This is a genomic window from Tsukamurella sp. PLM1 (assembly GCF_023168325.1).
Lineage (GTDB): Bacteria > Actinomycetota > Actinomycetes > Mycobacteriales > Mycobacteriaceae > Tsukamurella.
The window spans coordinates 155,222-172,201 of the sequence record NZ_AP025688.1 but is presented as its reverse complement, the minus strand read 5'-3'; the positions used below and the strand labels follow the sequence as shown (position 1 = coordinate 172,201).

Genomic DNA, 16,980 nt, shown 5'->3' with positions numbered 1-16,980 from the left:
CTGCGGGCCGGAAGTTCCGGCACAGGGCGGACTCCACGCGCGTCAACGCCCCCGTCGCGGTGTGAACGGGGGCGGAATCCACGGGGCACCTGGGTTCGCCAGGCATCGGATGTACAACGTGGGTCGCCTGATGCTCAGAACAGTGGGCTGACCATAACACACCCAAACTTACTCGAAAGTAGGGTGCTTAGCCCCGCCAACGTCCTGGTGAGACGCGGTCTCGTCCGGTAGGTCGACCCGCATGTAGCGGTCGATCAGCGTCGCGAACGTCCTGAGATCCTCCCGCGGCCAGTCGGCCGTGCGCGCCTCGATCCGGGCCCGCCACTCACGGTCGGTCCGGGCCAACACCCGCTCGGCGCGCGCCGTCAGCCGCAGCCGCCGCGACCGCGGATTGGCGGGGTCCGCCTCCCGCACGATGAGGTCCCGCCGCTCCAGGCTCGCGAGCTGTCGGCTGGCGGTCGACTTGTCGATCGACACCGCCTCGGCGAGGTCGACCGCGCGCATCCCCGGGGTCTCGTTCAGCACGAACAGCAGCGTGAAGTCGACGTACGAGACCTCGTCGCCCATCAGCCGTGCGTCGGACCGGATCCGCTTGGCGAAACCGACGATCCCCCGGACGATGAGGTCGACGTCGTCGGGCGTCGGCCCGGTGGATCCGCCGCCCGCCGCGGACGACGGACCGTCGGGCATGTCAGTAGCCGCGCGCGGCGTCGATCACCGCGAGCGGCTCCATGTCGTTGGCGAACCGCCGGACGTTGACCTCGACGCGCTCGAGCAGCGCCGGCCGCAGGTGCTGCGGCGGGTTGGCCACGTGCGGAGTGATGATCGCGTTGGGGATCGACCACAGGGGGTGGTCCGCGGGGAGGGGCTCGGGATCCGTCACATCGAGGGCGGCGCCGCCGATCGTGCCCGCGCGCAGCGCGACCACCAGGGCGTCCGTATCGATCAGCGAGCCGCGGGCGACGTTGACGATCCACGAGTGCGGCTGCAGCCGGGCGAGGACCTCCGCGTCCACCGGGCGCGGGTCTCCGCGGTCGACGGTGCCGCGAGGATCACGTGGTCGACGGCGGGCCAGACCTCGTCGAGGCGGTCGGCGGTGACGACGACGGCGTCGGTGACGTCGGCGCCCGAGCGGTTCACGGCGACGACCTTGACGCCGAGCGCGCGCAACGCCGGGATCAGCGCGCGCCCGATGCCGCCCGCGCCGACGACGGCCACCGTCGAACCCCGAGGCGCGCGGTGCGCGGCCCCGAACCGGCGGGGTCCCACGAACTCGCGGTGCCACAGGCCGCGCACGCCCGCCAGGAGCATCGCGAGGGCGTGCTCGGCGACGGTGCCGGCGTACGCCCCGGCCGCCGAGGTGAACACCACCTCCGGGTACGTCGACAGCACGCCCGAGCCGACGAAACCCTCGACTCCGGCGAACGGGAGCTGGACCCAGCGCACCGTCGGGGGCAGGTCCGGCAGGGGCGTGCGAGAGTCGGTCCAGACGAGGCCGGACGCGGCGGCGAGTACGCCGGGCTCGCCTCCGCCGGCGGTGATCGCGGCGTCGAACTCGGGATCGGGGGCCGGACCCACGGCGATGACGGGCGCGTCCTTCAGCATGTCGCAAAGCCTAGTGAGCGGGCGTCCGGCACGGACCCCGCCGCGCCGATCCGACATGTGAAAACTGAGACTTGTGTTATCTAGTGAGTCTCAAGTTAAGATTGAGACTATGTCCACGCCCCTGTTCGACCACGCGCAGCCCCGGATCGCCGCGCTCCGTCGTCGCTTCGACGCGACGTCGGTGGGCCGGCGGCTCGGCGAGGTCCGGCCGACGCCCGCATGGAAGGCCGCCACGTCCGTCGTCTACTCCGGCATCATCGCGGTCCTGATCGTCGGCGCCGCGGCGGTGCTGCTCGGCGTCAAGCCGTCGGGCCCCGAAGTCGCGCCGGTGAGTGCGGTCGAGGTCGGCGACTGCGTCACGGTGGCGGGCGGGAACGTGACCCGGACCGGGTGCGACGGCGACGGCTTCAGCTTCGCGGTGGCCGAGAAGGCCGCGGCGAAGACGGCGTGCAGCATGCCGAGTTATGCGCGGGTCGAGTCCGGCGGCTCCACGCTGTGCGTCGTCCCTCGGATGACGCTGGGTGAGTGCTACCAGGTCAAGCCGGACGCCGCGGCCACCACCGACATCCGCCCGGTCTCCTGCCCCACCGCGCTCGGTACCGCGATGCCGAATGTGATCCGTGTGACCGAACGGGCGGGCGCGCCACTCACCTGCCGCGGATCGTCCGCGCTGAACTACGCGGCGCCGCAGCGGATCAGCTACTGCATCGCTCCCGTTGCCTGATCGATCCGGCGCAGCGCGTCGTCGAGGTCGATCCACCCGTCTGCGACCATCAGCAGCAAGAGCTGCACGCGGTTACCGACCGGTCGCCCCACCGCCGCGTACCGCTCCACCACACGCCGGTAGTGGGTGCGCACGGTCGCTTCGCCGATGAAGTGCTCGGCCGCAGTGACCGTCACCGTCGCACCCAGCACGTAGGTGGTCAGCACCTCGCGCTCGCGCGCGCTCATCCGGATCCGCTGCCGCTCCGGAGCGTGCCCTCCGGTCCTCACATCGTCGATGACCGTCATCGTTCGCCTCGTTTCCCCCGCCGCTCGAGCGCGGCCGCCGGTACTCAGTTTGGGTGACGGCCCGCCGCTGAATCAGGGGCCGGAAACACACTTCCGGCGCGGATACGCGTCGGATCCTCCCTCCGACCGGATGAATCGTGCGCGATCAGACATTCCGACGGTGTGCACGGCAGTACCTTCTCCTCGTGCCCCGCGGACTCCGGATACTGATCGCCTCTCCCCTCGGCCACGTCGTCGCGGCGCCGCTCGGCGCAGACGTCGCGACCGTGACGGTGGCCGGCACGGAGGCCGAGTTCCTGCGGGCGATCAGTGGCCAGGTCCGGTACGACGTGGTGCTCGCGGACCTGATCTGGAACCACCCGGAGTCGGAGTGGACGTTCGACGGGCTGGACGTGATCGATCGCCTCGACCAGACGGCACGGCAGGCGCCGGTGATCCTCGCGACCCAGGGCCACGGGATGGAGACCGACCACCTCGAGGAGGCGCGGCTACGTCCCGAGGTCTTCGGCGTCTTCCCCAAATCGGCGGGCCTGCACCACCTCATGGAGGCCGTCCAGGCGGTCGCGCTCGGGCAGCGCCTGGCCGAGCGCGCGGCACCGTCGAACCGGCGGACGCCGCTGTACGAGCTCCTGACCGGACAGCGCGGCCGAACCGCCGGCCGGATGGCGGGCGCGATCGCGAGCGGCCGGGCCGGCGACAACGCGACGCTCGCCGCGGCCGCGAAGGTCTCGCCGAGCACCGCCAACAAGGTGACCAGTCACTACCTGGGGCCGATGATCACCGCGCGGCACGAGCACGACGCCGCATTGCCCCTGACCCAGGGCGCCGTGTACCGGTGGTGCGGGCTGCACGCCCGCTACTTGGTCAGCTGGTGTCGCCGCAACGGGCATTCGGATGTCCTCGGTCCGATTCACTGACGGCGCCGTTGACCGGGTTGCCCGGCGGCGCGGACGACGGCGGGGCGGACGGTGAGCACCGTCCGCCCCGCGACGTCGTGACCCGGACTACGCGTCGAGGTCCTGGGCGACGAGGGCCGCGATCGCGTCGACGGTGCCCTGGTCCGCGGATTCGACGGTGACCTCCACGCCCTGTTCGGCGCCGAGCGTCATGATCATCAGGGCGGAGCCGGCGTCCACCGGCTCACCGCCGGCGACCGACAGGGTGACCTCGTGGCCGGACTCGTTGACGGCGTTGGCGATCACGGCGGCGGGGCGGGCGTGCAGGCCGACGGCGGATCCGACGGCGACGGTGGTGCTGGGCATGTCTCTCCTCGTGGGTGATGGGATTGTGCGGCCGCGCGGCGGGCGGCCCGCGGGAGTGGTCAGGACCAGTATTACGCGGCGACGGCCGCGGGCTGGGCGGAATCGGCAGCTGCGGCGCCACGGGCCGCGACCGACTTGGCGAGCACGACCGCCACGGCGCTCACGACCACGCCCGCCACCAGCGCGACGACGAACTGCGGCCACGTGCCGTTGGTCGCGAACATGACGAACACTCCGCCGTGCGGCGCGCGCAGCTGCACGCTGAGCGCCATCGACAGGCCGCCGGTGACCGCGCCGCCGAGCATCATCGACGGAATCACCCGCAGCGGGTCGGCCGCGGCGAACGGGATCGCGCCCTCCGAGATGAAGCACAGTCCCAGCGGCAGGGCCGCCTTGCCGTTCTCCCGCTCGGGCTCGGTGAACAGGCGGGGCCGCACGAAGGTGGCCAGCGCGAGCGCCAGCGGCGGCACCATACCGGCGGCCATGACCGCCGCCATGATCTCCCACTGGGGCGCGCCGGCGGTGCTCAGGCCGAGACCCGCGACGCCGAAGGCGTAGGACGCCTTGTTCACCGGGCCGCCGAGGTCGAAGCACATCATGAGGCCGATCACCACGCCGAGCGCGACCTTGCTGCTGCCGCTCATCCCGTTAAGGGCGCTGGTCATCTCCTCGTTCACCCAGCGCAGCGGGCCGGCCAGGATCATGTACATCGTGCCACCGGTGATGAGCGTGCCGAGCAGCGGGATGATCACCACCGGCTGCAGGCCACGGGCCCACTGCGGCAGCGGGATCCGCGAGAGCCACAGCGCCACGACGCCGGCGAGCAGGCCACCGATCACGCCGCCGATGAACCCCGCGTTCACGGTGACGGCGAGCACGCCCGCGACGAAACCCGGTGCGAGACCCGGCCGGTCGGCGATCGCGTAGGCGATGTAGCCCGCGAGCACCGCGACCATGAGACTCATCGCCGCGCTGCCGACGGCGAAGCACACCGCCCCCAGATAGTGCAGCAGCCCTTCCGGCGGAAGATTCCACAGCGAGTCGTGCAGCGCGATGTAGGCGCCGTTGGACATGCCGTCCTCGCCGTGTTCGCTGCCGATCTCGTAGCCGGCCATGAGGAACCCGAGCGCCATCAGCAGGCCGCCCGCGGCGACGAACGGGATCATGTAGCTCACGCCGGTGAGCAGGGCGCGCTTGAGCTGCCCGCCCAGGCCCACCGGCGCGGCGGCCGGCTCGGACTCGGCGGCGGCACCGTCGACCCTGGGGGCGTCCGGATCCGACGCGGCCGCAACCGCTTCGGCAATCATCGCGTCGGGCTCGTTGATGCCGCGCTTGACGCCCGAGGTGATCACCGGCTTGCCCGCGAAGCGCTCGCGGCCCTTCACGCCCACCTCGGTGGCGAAGATGACGGCGCCCGCCTCGACGATGGTCTGCGGCGCGAGCGGCGTGGAGCCGGACGAGCCCTGCGTCTCGACCGTGAGCTCGACACCGGCCCGTTCGGCGGCCAGCTTGAGGGCGTCGGCGGCCATGTAGGTGTGCGCGATCCCCGTGGGGCACGCCGTGATCGCCACCAGTGAGGGCCTGTCCGACGGTGCCTTCTCCACCGTCGTCTCCTGGCGCGGCCGGAGCCGCCGACTCCGCCGACTCCGCCGCAGCAGGAGCGGCGGGCTTCGGCTCCGCCGGCTTCGGAGTGATGACGTCCTCGACGAGGGCGACCACCTCCTCCGGCGTCGCAGCCGCGCGCAGCGACGCGGTGAACTCGGGCCGGACCAGCGCGCGGGCGAGCGCGCTGAGCAGCTTCATGTGCTGCGAGCCGCCGGAGGCCGGCGCGGCGATGAGGAACACGAGGTCGGCGCCGCCGTCCGGCGCGCCGAAGTCGACCTTCGGGTCCAGGCGAGCGAAGCCGAGGCTCGCGGCCGTGACCGATTCGGCGCGGCAGTGCGGGATGGCGATCCCGCCGGGAAGCCCCGTGGCGGACTGCGATTCGCGGGCGAGCGCGGCCTCGACGAGGCCGTCTACCGAGGTGGACCGGCCGGCATCGGTGATACGGCCGGCCAAGTAGGCGATGACCTCGGCCTTGTCGGCCCCGGCCGCGACGTCGAGCGCGACCAGTTCGGGCGCGATGATCGGATCGGGCATGGTGTTCTCCGGTTCTGCGGTGGATCGTGGTACGGCGGTGGATGTTCAGAGGGCGGTGACCCGCACGTCGGCGACGGCGAGTTCCTCCGGTCGGGGCGCCTGGGTGCCCGGCAGTGCTGCGGCTGCGGCGCCGTAGGCGACCGCGAGAGCGAGACGTTCGGGCGCCGAGGCGCCCCGTTCGTGAGCGATGAGGTAGCCGGCGAGCGCGCTGTCGCCGGCGCCCACGGTGCTGCGCACCGTGACCCGTGGAGGTACGGCGTGCCAGGCACCGTCCGGGGTCACCAGCAGCGCGCCGGCGGCCCCGAGCGTGACCAGCACGGTGGCCCCGGTGGCACGGTGCAGCGATTCGGCCGCCGCGCGGACCGGCGCGAGATCACCGGCCTCCGCACGGGTCTCGAAGTCGCTCCCGTCGACGCCGGCGAGCTCCGCGAGCTCCTCGCCGTTCGGCTTGAGCAGTGAGACGCCCGGGACTGCGGCGCCGGCGAGCGCGGCGCCGGAGGTGTCGACGGCGATCCGCGGGCCACCCGCCAGGCGAGCCGCGAGACGGGCGTACCAGTCGTCGGGGAGCCCGGGCGGGAGCGAGCCGCACAGGGCGAGCCAGGAGGCACCGTCGGCCGCGGCGACGATCGCCTCCTCGAAGGCGCGCACCACCTCCGGGGCGCGGGCGCGCCGGGCGCGTTCAGCTTGGTGGTGGTGCCGTCGGGCTCGGTGATGGTGATGTTGCTGCGCACCTCGTGCCCGACGGGAACTTCGATCGCGGGCACGCCGAGGCGTGCGAGGCCGGCGAGCAGCGGATCGCCCTGATCCGCGGGGAGCAGGGCGACGGTGCCCTCCCCCGCGGCATGCACCACACGGGAGACGTTGACGCCCTTGCCGCCCGGGTCGGCGGCGGCTCCGTCCGCGCGCTGAACGGCGCCGCGCCGCAGGGGCGACCCGAGGGCGACGAGCCGGTCCAGGCTCGGATTCGCGGTGACGGTGACGATCATCGGACGACCTCCACGTCGACGCCGTGGTCGGCCAGCGCCGCGGCGAGCGCACCCGTGGGGGCGGTGTCGGTGACCAGGACGTCGATCGAGTCGAGCCCGGCGAAGCCGACCAGGGACTCGCGGTCGAACTTCGCCGCGTCGGTGAGCAGAACGACGAAGTCGGCGGCGGCGATCAGCGCGCGCTTGATCGCGGCCTCGTCGGCGTCGGGGGTGGACAGGCCCCGTGCTGCGCTCAGGCCGTTCGTGCCGATGAGCGCGACATCCGCGTGCAGCGCGGCGACCTCGGCGACGGTTCCGGCGCCGACCGCCGCCTGGGTCAGGCCCCGTACGCGTCCGCCGAGCAGGCGCAGCTCGATCCCGTCTCGTCCGGCGAGCGTCGCGGCGACGGGCACCGAGTTCGTGATCGCCGTGATGCGCAGGCCGGCGGGCATCTCGCGCGCCGCGGCGATGGTGGTGGTGCCGGCGTCGAGCAGGACCGAGCCGCCCGCCGGCGGAAGGAAGCGACGGGCCGCGTGGCCGATCGCCCGCTTGGCGTCGGCGTTGGTGACCTCGCGCTCCCCCACCCCGGGCTCGGTGCCGGCGAGCACACCCGCCGCCACCGCGCCGCCGTGCACCCGGCGCACGCCGCCGAGCCGCTCGAGCACATCGAGATCGCGACGGACCGTCTCGGGCGTCACGTCGAACCGCTCCGCCAGCTCGACGACCGAGGCGCGGCCGCGGCCGCTGACCAGCTCACCGATCGCGCGCTGTCTTTCCTCCGCGTACATCGCCCCTCCGAGTTCGTTGCTTTCTGTGGTTTTCTCTTTGTCTAATCTGTTTTTACGCCTGTTCTTGTTGACAAGTCAAGAGGATTTCGTAATCTGGGTCACATGAGTCCACAGCAGTCGACCGCGTCCGGTACCCGCATCCTGACCGGCACCCCGGTGGTGCCGGGCGTCGCCTACGCCCCCGTCATGTGGCCGGGCGCCCGACCGGAGGTGCCGCCCGCCGTCGACCTGCCGGAGGACGACCGCGACGCCGAGGCCGCCCGGTTCTCGACCGCCGCGCAGGCGGTGGCCGACCGCCTGCGCCTGCGGGCGGCGCAGGCCCAGGGCGCCGCGGCCGAGGTGCTCGGCGCGAACGCCGGCCTGGCCTCCGACAAGGCGTGGATCGGCACCACGGAGAAGCTGATCCGGGCCGGCACCCCCGCGGCGAACGCCGTGGCCACGCCACCGAGCAGTTCGCGGACATGTTCACCAAGATCGGCGGACTGATGGCCGAACGCGTGACCGACCTGCGGGACGTGCGCGACCGCGTGGTCGCCGAGCTCCTCGGCGGCCCCGAGCCCGGCGTCCCGGTGCCGGACGCACCGTCGATCCTGTTGGCCGACGACCTCGCGCCGGCCGACACCGCCGGCCTCGATCCCGCACTCATGGTGGGCATCGGCACCCGGCTCGGCGGCCCCACCAGCCACACCGCGATCATCGCCCGGCAGCTCGGCATCCCGTGCATCGTGGGGCTCGCGGAGGCCGGCACCGTCGACGCGGGCGTGCCCGTGCTGCTCGACGGCGGGGCGGGCACCGTCACCGTCGACCCGGACGCCGTGGAGGCGAACGCCCTCGTCGAGCAGTCGGCGCGGCAAGCGGCCGAGATCGCCCGCTGGCGCGGGCCCGGTCACACGTCCGACGGTGCCGCCGTCGCGATCCTCGCGAACGTCCAGGACGGCACGACGGCCCGCGCGGCCGCCGAACGCCAGGTGGAGGGCGTGGGCCTGTTCCGCACCGAGCTCGCCTTCCTCGACCGGGCCGACGAGCCGTCGGTGGACGAGCAGGCGTCCCTGTACCGCGAGGTGATCGACGCGTTCCCCGGCCGGAAGGTCGTGATCCGCACGCTGGACGCCGGGTCGGACAAGCCGTTGAAGTTCGTCGAGCACGGCGAGGAGGAGAACCCGGCGCTGGGCGTGCGCGGCATCCGGATCGCCGACGGCGACCCCGGACTGCTGGAGCGGCAACTGGACGCGATCGCCTCGGCCGCCGAGGGCGCGCCCGCACAGCCGTGGGTGATGGCCCCGATGATCGCGACGGCGGCCGAGGCCCGGGAGTTCTCCGGAAGTGCGCGCCCGCGGGCTGACGGCGGGTGTGATGGTGGAGGTCCCGGCCGTGGCCCTGTGCGCAGACGCCGTGCTCGCGGAGGTGGACTTCGTCTCGATCGGCACCAACGACCTCACCCAGTACGCCATGGCCGCCGACCGGATGAGCACCGAACTGGCCGCGCTCACCGATCCGTGGCAGCCCGCGGTCCTGCGGCTGATCCAGCTCACGGCGAAGGCCGGCACCGACGCGGACAAGCCCGTGGGCGTGTGCGGCGAGGCCGCCGCGGACCCGCTGCTGGCCTGCGTCCTCGTGGGCCGGGCGTCAGCTCGCTCTCGTGCGCGGCCGGCGCCGCCGCCGCCGTCGGCGCGCGGGTGGGCGGCGTCACGCTGCAGCAGTGCCGGTGGGCCGCCGAGGCCGCAGTCGCCGCGCCCGATCCGCAGTCCGCCCGCGACGCGGCCCGGGCCGCCCTCGCCTGAGGAATCTGTCAGTGATGACTGCTACACCTCTCACACGGACGCGCCGCGCCCGCCCTGAACCGAGGAGACCCGGGATGATCGACCACTTCGGCATCAACTGCGCGGACCTGGAAGGCGCGAAGCGCTTCTACGACGGCGTGCTCGGCGTCCTGGCGCCCGGCGCGTCATGGATTACGACGTGGCGGTCGGGTACGGCACCACTACGCCCGACTTCTGGATCTCGGGCGCCGCGGAGGGCACCTCGAACCGGGAGGCGCACTTCGCGTTCACCGCGCCGGACACGGCGACCGTGGACGCGTTCCACGCGAAGGCGCTGGAGCTGGGAGCCGAGTCGCTGCACGCGCCGCGGCTGTGGCCGGAATACCACCCCGGCTACTACGGCGCCTTCGTCCGCGATCCCGACGGAAACAACGTCGAGGCGGTGTTCCACGGGGCGCAGTAGCTCGCCGCTCGACGGGTGATCGCGTCGAATTCACGAACTCCGGAATAGCTCGGACCGCAGTCCGGTTATGCTGGGTAAGTCTTGAGATTCAACGATCGAAGGAGCAACCATGAGCGCCACCCTCACCCCCGGAACGTACGTCGTCGACCCGGTCCACTCGTCCGTCGAGTTCTCCGTGCGCCACTTGATGGTCAGCAAGGTCAAGGGCCAGTTCGGCGAGTTCTCCGGCACGATCACCGTGGCGGAGGACGGCACCGCGTCGCTCACCGCCGAGGTCGACGTGACCACGGTGAGCACTCGCAACGCGCAGCGCGACGCGCACATCCGGACCGCCGACTTCTTCGACGCCGAGAACCACCCGAAGGCCACCTTCGTCTCGACCGGCGTCACCCAGAAGGGGTCGGACTTCGTGCTGGCCGGCGATCTCACGCTGCGCGGCGTCACCAAGCCCGTGGAGTTCGACCTCGAGTTCCTGGGCACCAACCCCGGCATGGGCCGGGCGAGGTCGCAGCCTTCGAGGCGAAGACCGTGATCACCCGGCAGGACTTCGGGATCTCCATCGAGATGCCGCTGGAGACCGGCGGCAAGGTGGTCGGCGACAAGGTCACCCTCACCCTGGAGATCGAGGCGCTGCGCCAGGCCTGATCGCCGCTCGCCGAGCTCCCGGCCGCCGCAGACCCTGGTGCGTGCGGGCCGGGAGTTCGTCGTTTCCGCGGCCGTCGCGCTCTCCGCGGGCAGGCACTCAGCGGCGCGGCTCGCCCGGCCGGCCGGGCGCGGCTCGCCCGGCCGGCAGACCGGGCTCAGTAGTGGAAGGTGTCCGACGGTGCCGGGGCGTGCTCGCCCTCGAGCCCCTCGGCGGCCTCGATCCCGTAGGCGCGCGCCAGGTCGAGGATCTTCGTGGCGCGGGCGATGCGCGGCAGGTCGGACCCGTTGCGGATCTCGCCGCCGGCGCGGTCGAACTCGGCGAAGAACTCGCGTGCCCAGCGGATGTCCTCCTGCGAGGGGCTCAGCCCCTCGTTGACCGGGTGGCACTGATCGGGTGTCAGGCAGATCTTGCCGGTCATGCCGAACTCGGCCGACACCGCGGTCGCCTCGCTGAGCAGCAGCCCCTTCGAGCCCACCGTCGGGCCGTCGATCGCACTCGGCAGATGCGCAGCCTTCGCGGCGATGGTGAACCGCGACCGCGCGTACGCGAGGGTGGCGGGCTCGCCGCCGAAGCCCGTGTCCCGACGGAAGTCGCCGATACCGAACGCCAGGCGGAATGTGCCCTTGGCGGACGCGATCTCACTGATCCGCTCGAGGCCCCGGGCCGTCTCCACCAGTGCGACGATGAGCGTGTCCGGCAGCCGCTTCGCCGTCTCGGTCACGTGGTCCATCGATTCGACCATCGCCAGCATCACGCCGCCGAGGTGCTTCGCGCCGCGCAGCGCCTCCAGGTCGTCCGCCCACCACTGCGTGCCGAACCCGTTCACGCGCACCCAGCCGTCGTTCGGCTTACCGTCGACGTCGCGGCTGAGCCACTCGACCACGTTCGCGCGCGCGGCGACCTTGTCCTTGGGCGCGACCGCGTCCTCGATGTCCAGCACCACGATGTCGGCCCGGGAGCGGGCCGCCGCGTCGAACCGCTCGGGCTGCGCCGCGTTGACCAGGAGCCAGCTGCGCGCGAGCACGGGGTCGATGCGGAAACCGACGGGCTCGTCGGCCTCGGGCGGCGTGGGGGACGGCGGGGTCATGGCTGCAACCTCGGGCTTCTCGTGTGGGGCTCGACAGACAACAGTACCGACACGCCGGAAGGCCCCGGGCGGGTGCCCGGGGCCTTCCTTGCGAACGTTACGTCAGCGCGGGGTTCAGTTGAACCAACCGGTGCGCTGCATCTGCCACACCTGGTCGCTCCAGTAGCCCCACGTGTGCGTGCCCACCGACGAGAAGTCGTAGTGAGCCTTGACGCCGGCCTTGTCAGCGGCGGCCTTGAAGGCCTCCGACTGCGACTTGGCCAGGATCTCCAGCGGCACGCCCTGGACGATGTCGGCCGGGGTCGGGTTCGGGGTGTACTTGCCGGGCTCACCGGTCGAGGCGGTGATCCACAGCGGGATGCCCTTCAGGCGCGCGGCCTGCACGGTCGGGTCGTTCTTCGCCCAGTTGGCGTCGAACGGGCCGCCCCACATATCGAGGACGTTGTAGCCGCCCGCATCCAGCATCGCGACACCGACGGCGACCGGCATGCCGGGGCCGAGGTGTTCAGGAAGCCCGACAGCGCAGCTGCGCGCTTGTACACGCCCGGGTTGTTCGCGGCGTTGATCAGCGCGGCGCCGCCACCCATCGAGATACCGACGAGGGAGATGTTGCTCGAGAAGCCGCGCGACTTGATGTAGTTCGGCAGGCTCGTCGCGAGGAAGTTGCCCCACGTGGCCTTGTAGGTGCCGTTGCCGTGCTTGGAGGTGTTCGCCCAGTTCGTGTAGAAGCTGGCCGTGCCGCCGACGGGCATGACGACGTTGATGCCCTTCTGCGACAGGAAGGCGACGTTGGAGTCGCGCTCCCAGCCGGAGACGTCCTGCGTGGCACGCAGGCCGTCGAGGAACACCACGGTGGGCGCCTTCGACGGGTCGGTCGTGGTGGAAGCCCACGAACGCACGGTCACGGCGGGCATGCCCGCGCCGTCGACCTTCTCGGACTTGAAGCCCTTCGGCGGGTTCTTCGCCGACCCCGGACCCCAAGCGCCGGCGACGCCGGCACCCATACCGGCGAGGGCGGGAACCATCGCCGCGGTGAGTACCGCCGCACCCGCTCGCTTACCCCAGGCTGCTCGCATAGCTGACCTCTCCTTTTTCACGCGTCTCCGCGCATCTGCTCGTGGACCGGACGGCCGGCCATGGAGCAGCCGAGCCAAGTCACAGGTGTCACTCTAACATCATTGGTCTCTCAAGTCACACTAATCACACGTGTCACATGAGCGATTCTTTCCCTGGATCTCATCGAGTTCACAGGGTTAGGCGTTACAGACGATCCCATATTCCTCAGGAAAGTCATCCCCATCACAATACGACAAGCGGCCCCGCTCGTCCGAACGAGGCCGCTTGTCGTGTGATCCGTTCGTGGGTCGCGACGAACTACTTCGAGAACCACCCGGTGCGCTGCATCTGCCACACCTGGTCCTGCCAGTAGCCCCACGTGTGAGTACCGGCCGGCGGGAAGTCGTAGTGGACCTTCTTCAGGCCCGCGCGCTGCGCCGCACCCTGGAAGGAGCGCGACTGCGACAGCGCGAGCCACTCGAGCGGCACGCCCTGGATGACGTCGGCGGGGCCCGGGTTCGGGGTGTACTTGCCGAAGACGCCGTTGCCGGCCGAGATCCACAGCGGGATGTTCTTCAGGCGGTTCACCTGAACGGTCGGGTCGTTCTTGGCCCAGCGCGCGTCGAACGGGCCGCCCCACATGTCCAGGCCGGCGTTGTAGCCGCCCGAATCCAGCGATGCGATGCCGACGGCGATCGGGATGCCCGGCGCCGAGATGTTGTTCAGGCCCGAAAGCGACGCGGCGCGCTTGTAGTAGCCGTTCGACTCGACCGTGTTGATGATGGCCGCGCTACCCGACATCGACAGGCCGACCAGCGACACGTTGTCGCTGAATCCGAGGCTCTTGATGTACTGCGGGAGGCTGTTCTTGAGGAACGACGCCCAGGTGTAGCGGTACGGCTGACGGTTGGTCGACGACGGCGCCTGCCAATCGGTGAACCAGCTCGACGTGCCGCCGACGGGCATGACGACGTTGATGCCCTTCTGCGACAGGAAGGCCACGTTCGCGTCGCGCTCCCAGCCCGACACGTCCCAGGTGGCGCGCAGACCGTCGAGGAACACGACGGTGGGGGCCTTGCTCGGCGCGGTGGTGGTCGAGGCCCAGCTGCGAACCTTCACGTTCGGCATGCCGGCGCCGTTGACGAAGGCCTGCTTGAAGCCCTTCGGGGGTTCTTGGCGCTGCCCGGACCCCAAGCGTTCGCGGCGCCCGTGCCGGCGATCGTCAGGGCCGGAATGGCAGCCACGGTGACCGCGGCGGCGGTGGCCTTCTTGGCCCAGCCGTTGCGCATACGCATTCGAGACTCTCTTCCTTGTTGTCCGCCCGGTGGGCGCGTCCTAACCGCCTGCGCGAACCCGGTTACCCGGGACCGGCCGATACCACAGGAAGACCCCGTGCCACGGCTTCACAAGCGGATCAGTGCTCGACAGGCACTGTATGCCAGATCTCAGTTCCTGACAAACTCTTAGTCGGACCGCCGTTCCGTGTCGTTACTCGGCAGCGCGAACTCAATCCATATTCGCAGGCACGGGACGTACGATAGGTGTTTTTCGGACATCGCTCACACTGCGTGGAACCTTGATCTCTCTCAGCCTGCACCCAGAATCAGCCCCGGCGGAAGGATGACGGCGCACCGTCGGACCCCGTAATTTGTGGGCGTGTCGTTCACGCTCCCCGACCTCTCCGCCGACCCCGCCGAGCGCTACGCCGAGCTCGCCGAGTACGCCCGGGCCCTCGTCGCGGGCGAGCCCGACCGGGTGGCTAACGCCGCGAACCTCTCGGCCCTCGTGATGGCGACGGTACCCGGGCTCAACTGGGTCGGCTTCTACTTCTTCGACGGCGAGGATCTCGTCGTGGGGCCGTTCCAGGGCCTGCCGGCATGCATCCGCATCCCGCTCTCGCGCGGGATCTGCGGCGCCGCGGCCCGCAGTCGCGAGACCCAGCGCGTGGACGACGTGCACGCCGTACCCGACCACATCGCCTGCGACGGGGCCACGCGTTCGGAGCTCGTCGTTCCGCGCATCGGGCCCGACGGTGCCCTCGTCGGCGTCTTCGACGTCGACAGCGATCACCCCGCCCGGTTCACCCCGGACGACCAGCGCGGCCTCGAGGCCATCGCGGCGGTCTTCGTGGACACGCTCGCCTGAGTCGACGACGCCGCTCAGGCGTCGGCGAGGGGCTGAACTGGATCCCGGCGATCCGCCAGGCGCCCGCCCGCTGCACCCAGGTCTGCGAGACGCGGGTCGCGATCCGGACGTCGTGCCCCGACGAGTCGGCGTGGTTGCGCTGCACGCTCCGGACGATCGCCGCGGAGGGGAACGTCCGCACGTCCATCTCGGACACGTCGAGTTCGTGGTACCGGAAGTGGTCGTGCCGTGCGATCCACTGCGCCTTGTCGAGCACGAAGCCCTTCGGGCCGATCGACAGGAAGCCGGCGTCGATCAGTTCATCGAGCGCCGCTCGGTCGTCACGGAGCTCGGCATCGTCGAACCGGCGCTGCGCGTCGGCGACGGCATCACGGTCGTTCATCGGATTCCTCCTTCGGTGGGATTCTTGCCGCCTCCATGATAGAGTCGCTCTAACTTTAGAGCAACAATAATTTTAGGAGGACGCGTGACGGAACAGGTCGGTCTGCGCGAGCAGAAGAAGATCGACACCCGGCGCCGACTGCAGGGCGTGGCGCTGGACCTGTTCGCCGCGCGCGGGTTCGACCGCGTCACCGTCACCGAGATCGCCCGGGACGCGCACGTCTCGCCGGCCACCGTCTTCAACTACTTCCCCACCAAGGAGGACCTGGTCCTGCACGGCATGACGGAGTACGGCGAGCGACTGATCGGCACGTTGCGCGACCGCGCGCCGGGCGTCTCGGTCCTCGAAGCGTTCCGCGCGCACCTGCTCGAACCGCGCGGCGTCCGGCCCACGACGACCCGGCCGCGGTGGCGGGTCTGGTCCGCGTGCGCGCGATCATCGCCGCGAGCCCCGCCCTGCGGGCCCGCGAGCTCCTCGTGGCCGAGGCCACCGCGTCGGACCTCGCGCTGCTCCTCGCCGAAGAGATGAGCGAGGGGGAGCTGAGCGAGGGAGCTGGCCGAGGGGGTCCGCACCCGGTCCCTCGCGATCGCGATAGTCGGCATCACGCAGGCGATGACGCTGGAGATCCACCGGCTCGCCGCCGCAGGGCGGAGTGGCCCCGAGATCGCCGCGACCGTGCTCCCCGAGGGCGCCGCTGTCGTCGACGTCCTGATCCGCGGCCTCGCACAGAACCCGGCCGACACCGACGGAGACGGCCCCACGTAGAAGGAGAGCGCAGTGAAGATCAGTCTGTCCGTGACGAACCCGTCGTTTCCCGACGGTCCGCTGCCCGGCCTGGCCCGGGTCGCCGCAGCGGCCGACGCCGCGGCCCTCGACACGCTGTGGGTGGCGGACCACCTGCTGCAGGTCGACCCGACCGCGCCGCCGGACGACCACGATCACCTCGAGGCGTCCACGACGCTGGGCTACCTCGCCGCGCGCACCGAGCGGATCAATTTGGGCGCCATGGTCTCCCCCGCGACGTTCCGCCCGCCCACCGTACTGATCGCGGCCGTGACCACGCTCGCCGTCCTCACCGAGGGCCGCGCCTGGCTCGGACTCGGCGCGGGACACCACGACGCTGAGGCGGCGGACATGGGCCTGCCGTTCCCCGCGGCCCGCGACCGCCTCGACGCCACCGAGGACACGCTGCGGCTGGCGCACCACATCTGGTCGGGGGACGACGGACCGTTCCACGGTGCGACGGTGCGCTGCGAGCGGCCCCGGCTCTCCCCGCTGCCGGCCTCCCGGCCGCCGATCCTCGTCGGCGGCGCCGGCGAGAAGCGCACCCTGCGTCTGGTGGCGCGGTACGCCGACGCGTGCAACGTCTTCGACATGCCCGACGAGGGCGCCACCGTCCGACGCAAGCTCGCGGTGCTCGCCGGGCACTGCCGGGAGGTCGGCCGCGCACCGTCGGACATCGAGACGACGATGAGCACGCGACTGAGCCCCGCGGAGAGTGCCGCCGACCTCGCCGCGCGGGCGCGCACCGCGGCGGGCTGGGGCGTCGACCACCTCGTGTTGGGCGTCTCGTCGCCCTGGACGGCTGAGGCTGCCGACGTGGCCGCGGCCGCCGCGAAGGAGGTCGCCGACGTACCCGCAACCCCCTGGCACTCGACCTGACGGGAGCGA

15 protein-coding genes and 6 pseudogenes are annotated in these 16,980 nt (G+C 71.5%); 9 read left to right on the top strand and 12 right to left on the bottom strand.

Going from position 1 to position 16,980, the window contains the following annotated elements:
• Positions 1-168 precede the first annotated feature (168 nt).
• The gene (locus tag MTP03_RS00900) at positions 169-690 is read right to left on the bottom strand and encodes a MarR family winged helix-turn-helix transcriptional regulator (RefSeq protein WP_248490176.1); all 522 of its coding nucleotides are present in this window, start codon (positions 688-690) and stop codon (positions 169-171) included.
• Between the two features lies 1 nt (position 691).
• Positions 692-1,605: pseudogene (locus MTP03_RS00895) on the bottom strand (D-isomer specific 2-hydroxyacid dehydrogenase family protein).
• Between the two features lie 109 nt (positions 1,606-1,714).
• Here MTP03_RS00895 and MTP03_RS00890 point away from each other — a divergent pair.
• Positions 1,715-2,329, top strand: a complete 615-nt coding sequence (locus MTP03_RS00890) for a hypothetical protein (protein WP_248490175.1) — start codon at positions 1,715-1,717, stop codon at positions 2,327-2,329.
• On the opposite strand, the gene MTP03_RS00885 is transcribed toward MTP03_RS00890, so the two are convergent.
• The gene (locus tag MTP03_RS00885) at positions 2,305-2,616 is read right to left on the bottom strand and encodes a LuxR C-terminal-related transcriptional regulator (protein ID WP_248490174.1); all 312 of its coding nucleotides are present in this window, start codon (positions 2,614-2,616) and stop codon (positions 2,305-2,307) included. The genes MTP03_RS00890 and MTP03_RS00885 overlap by 25 nt on opposite strands.
• Positions 2,617-2,801: 185 nt before the next feature.
• Between MTP03_RS00885 and MTP03_RS00880 the strand changes: the two genes are divergently transcribed.
• Complete coding sequence (locus tag MTP03_RS00880; RefSeq protein WP_248490173.1) at positions 2,802-3,533, top strand: response regulator; 732 nt, start codon at positions 2,802-2,804, stop codon at positions 3,531-3,533.
• Between the two features lie 87 nt (positions 3,534-3,620).
• Here the strand turns inward: MTP03_RS00880 and MTP03_RS00875 are convergent, their stop codons facing one another.
• From MTP03_RS00875 to MTP03_RS00860, 4 genes and pseudogenes are all read right to left on the bottom strand, one after another.
• Positions 3,621-3,878, bottom strand: a complete 258-nt coding sequence (locus tag MTP03_RS00875; RefSeq protein ID WP_068523395.1) for an HPr family phosphocarrier protein — start codon at positions 3,876-3,878, stop codon at positions 3,621-3,623.
• Between the two features lie 71 nt (positions 3,879-3,949).
• Positions 3,950-6,017: pseudogene (locus MTP03_RS00870) on the bottom strand (fructose-specific PTS transporter subunit EIIC).
• Positions 6,018-6,062: 45 nt separating this feature from the next.
• Positions 6,063-7,003: pseudogene (locus MTP03_RS00865) on the bottom strand (1-phosphofructokinase family hexose kinase).
• On the bottom strand, positions 7,000-7,770 hold the full coding sequence (locus tag MTP03_RS00860; RefSeq protein WP_248490172.1) for a DeoR/GlpR family DNA-binding transcription regulator: 771 nt from the start codon (positions 7,768-7,770) through the stop codon (positions 7,000-7,002). The pseudogene MTP03_RS00865 and the gene MTP03_RS00860 overlap by 4 nt, the downstream one beginning before the upstream one ends.
• A 102-nt stretch (positions 7,771-7,872) precedes the next feature.
• Here MTP03_RS00860 and MTP03_RS00855 point away from each other — a divergent pair.
• The 3 pseudogenes from MTP03_RS00855 (at position 7,873) to MTP03_RS00845 (ending at position 10,638) form a co-directional block, all read left to right on the top strand.
• Positions 7,873-9,551 (top strand): annotated as a pseudogene (locus tag MTP03_RS00855) (phosphoenolpyruvate--protein phosphotransferase).
• Positions 9,552-9,625: 74 nt separating this feature from the next.
• A pseudogene (locus tag MTP03_RS00850) lies at positions 9,626-9,993 on the top strand (VOC family protein).
• Between the two features lie 109 nt (positions 9,994-10,102).
• Positions 10,103-10,638, top strand: a pseudogene (locus MTP03_RS00845) (YceI family protein).
• A 155-nt stretch (positions 10,639-10,793) separates the two neighbouring features.
• Here the strand turns inward: MTP03_RS00845 and MTP03_RS00840 are convergent.
• The 4 genes from MTP03_RS00840 to MTP03_RS00830 all read right to left on the bottom strand — a co-directional run bounded on the left by MTP03_RS00840 (position 10,794) and on the right by MTP03_RS00830 (position 13,976).
• Positions 10,794-11,726 carry a CoA ester lyase gene (locus tag MTP03_RS00840; RefSeq protein ID WP_248490171.1) on the bottom strand — a complete coding sequence of 311 codons (933 nt, stop codon included), beginning with the start codon at positions 11,724-11,726 and terminating at the stop codon, positions 10,794-10,796.
• Positions 11,727-11,840: 114 nt separating this feature from the next.
• A complete protein-coding gene (locus tag MTP03_RS22510; protein WP_256465199.1) occupies positions 11,841-12,110 on the bottom strand; it encodes a hypothetical protein in 270 nt (89 codons plus the stop codon).
• Positions 12,092-12,802, bottom strand: a complete 711-nt coding sequence (locus MTP03_RS22505) for an alpha/beta hydrolase family protein (RefSeq protein WP_256465198.1) — start codon at positions 12,800-12,802, stop codon at positions 12,092-12,094. The genes MTP03_RS22510 and MTP03_RS22505 overlap by 19 nt, the downstream gene beginning before the upstream one ends.
• Positions 12,803-13,100: 298 nt before the next feature.
• Entirely contained in the window at positions 13,101-13,976 is an 876-nt protein-coding gene (locus tag MTP03_RS00830) for an alpha/beta hydrolase family protein (RefSeq protein WP_248490170.1), read from the bottom strand.
• Positions 13,977-14,438: 462 nt separating this feature from the next.
• Between MTP03_RS00830 and MTP03_RS00825 the strand changes: the two genes are divergently transcribed.
• A complete protein-coding gene (locus tag MTP03_RS00825; protein ID WP_248490169.1) occupies positions 14,439-14,927 on the top strand; it encodes a GAF domain-containing protein in 489 nt (162 codons plus the stop codon).
• Here the strand turns inward: MTP03_RS00825 and MTP03_RS00820 are convergent.
• Complete coding sequence (locus MTP03_RS00820; RefSeq protein WP_248490168.1) at positions 14,863-15,309, bottom strand: nuclear transport factor 2 family protein; 447 nt, start codon at positions 15,307-15,309, stop codon at positions 14,863-14,865. The two genes, MTP03_RS00825 and MTP03_RS00820, sit on opposite strands and share 65 nt — an antisense overlap.
• 84 nt (positions 15,310-15,393) lie before the next feature.
• Between MTP03_RS00820 and MTP03_RS23045 the strand changes: the two genes are divergently transcribed.
• The 3 genes from MTP03_RS23045 (at position 15,394) to MTP03_RS00805 (ending at position 16,971) form a co-directional block, all read left to right on the top strand.
• Positions 15,394-15,837, top strand: a complete 444-nt coding sequence (locus MTP03_RS23045) for a TetR/AcrR family transcriptional regulator (RefSeq protein ID WP_305852776.1) — start codon at positions 15,394-15,396, stop codon at positions 15,835-15,837.
• Between the two features lie 84 nt (positions 15,838-15,921).
• Positions 15,922-16,074, top strand: coding sequence for a hypothetical protein (locus tag MTP03_RS00810; protein ID WP_248490167.1), 153 nt, complete (start codon positions 15,922-15,924; stop codon positions 16,072-16,074).
• Positions 16,075-16,086: 12 nt separating this feature from the next.
• Positions 16,087-16,971: an LLM class flavin-dependent oxidoreductase gene (locus MTP03_RS00805; protein WP_248490166.1), complete on the top strand. Its 885-nt coding sequence runs from the start codon at positions 16,087-16,089 to the stop codon at positions 16,969-16,971.
• The last annotated feature ends 9 nt before the right edge of the window (positions 16,972-16,980 follow it).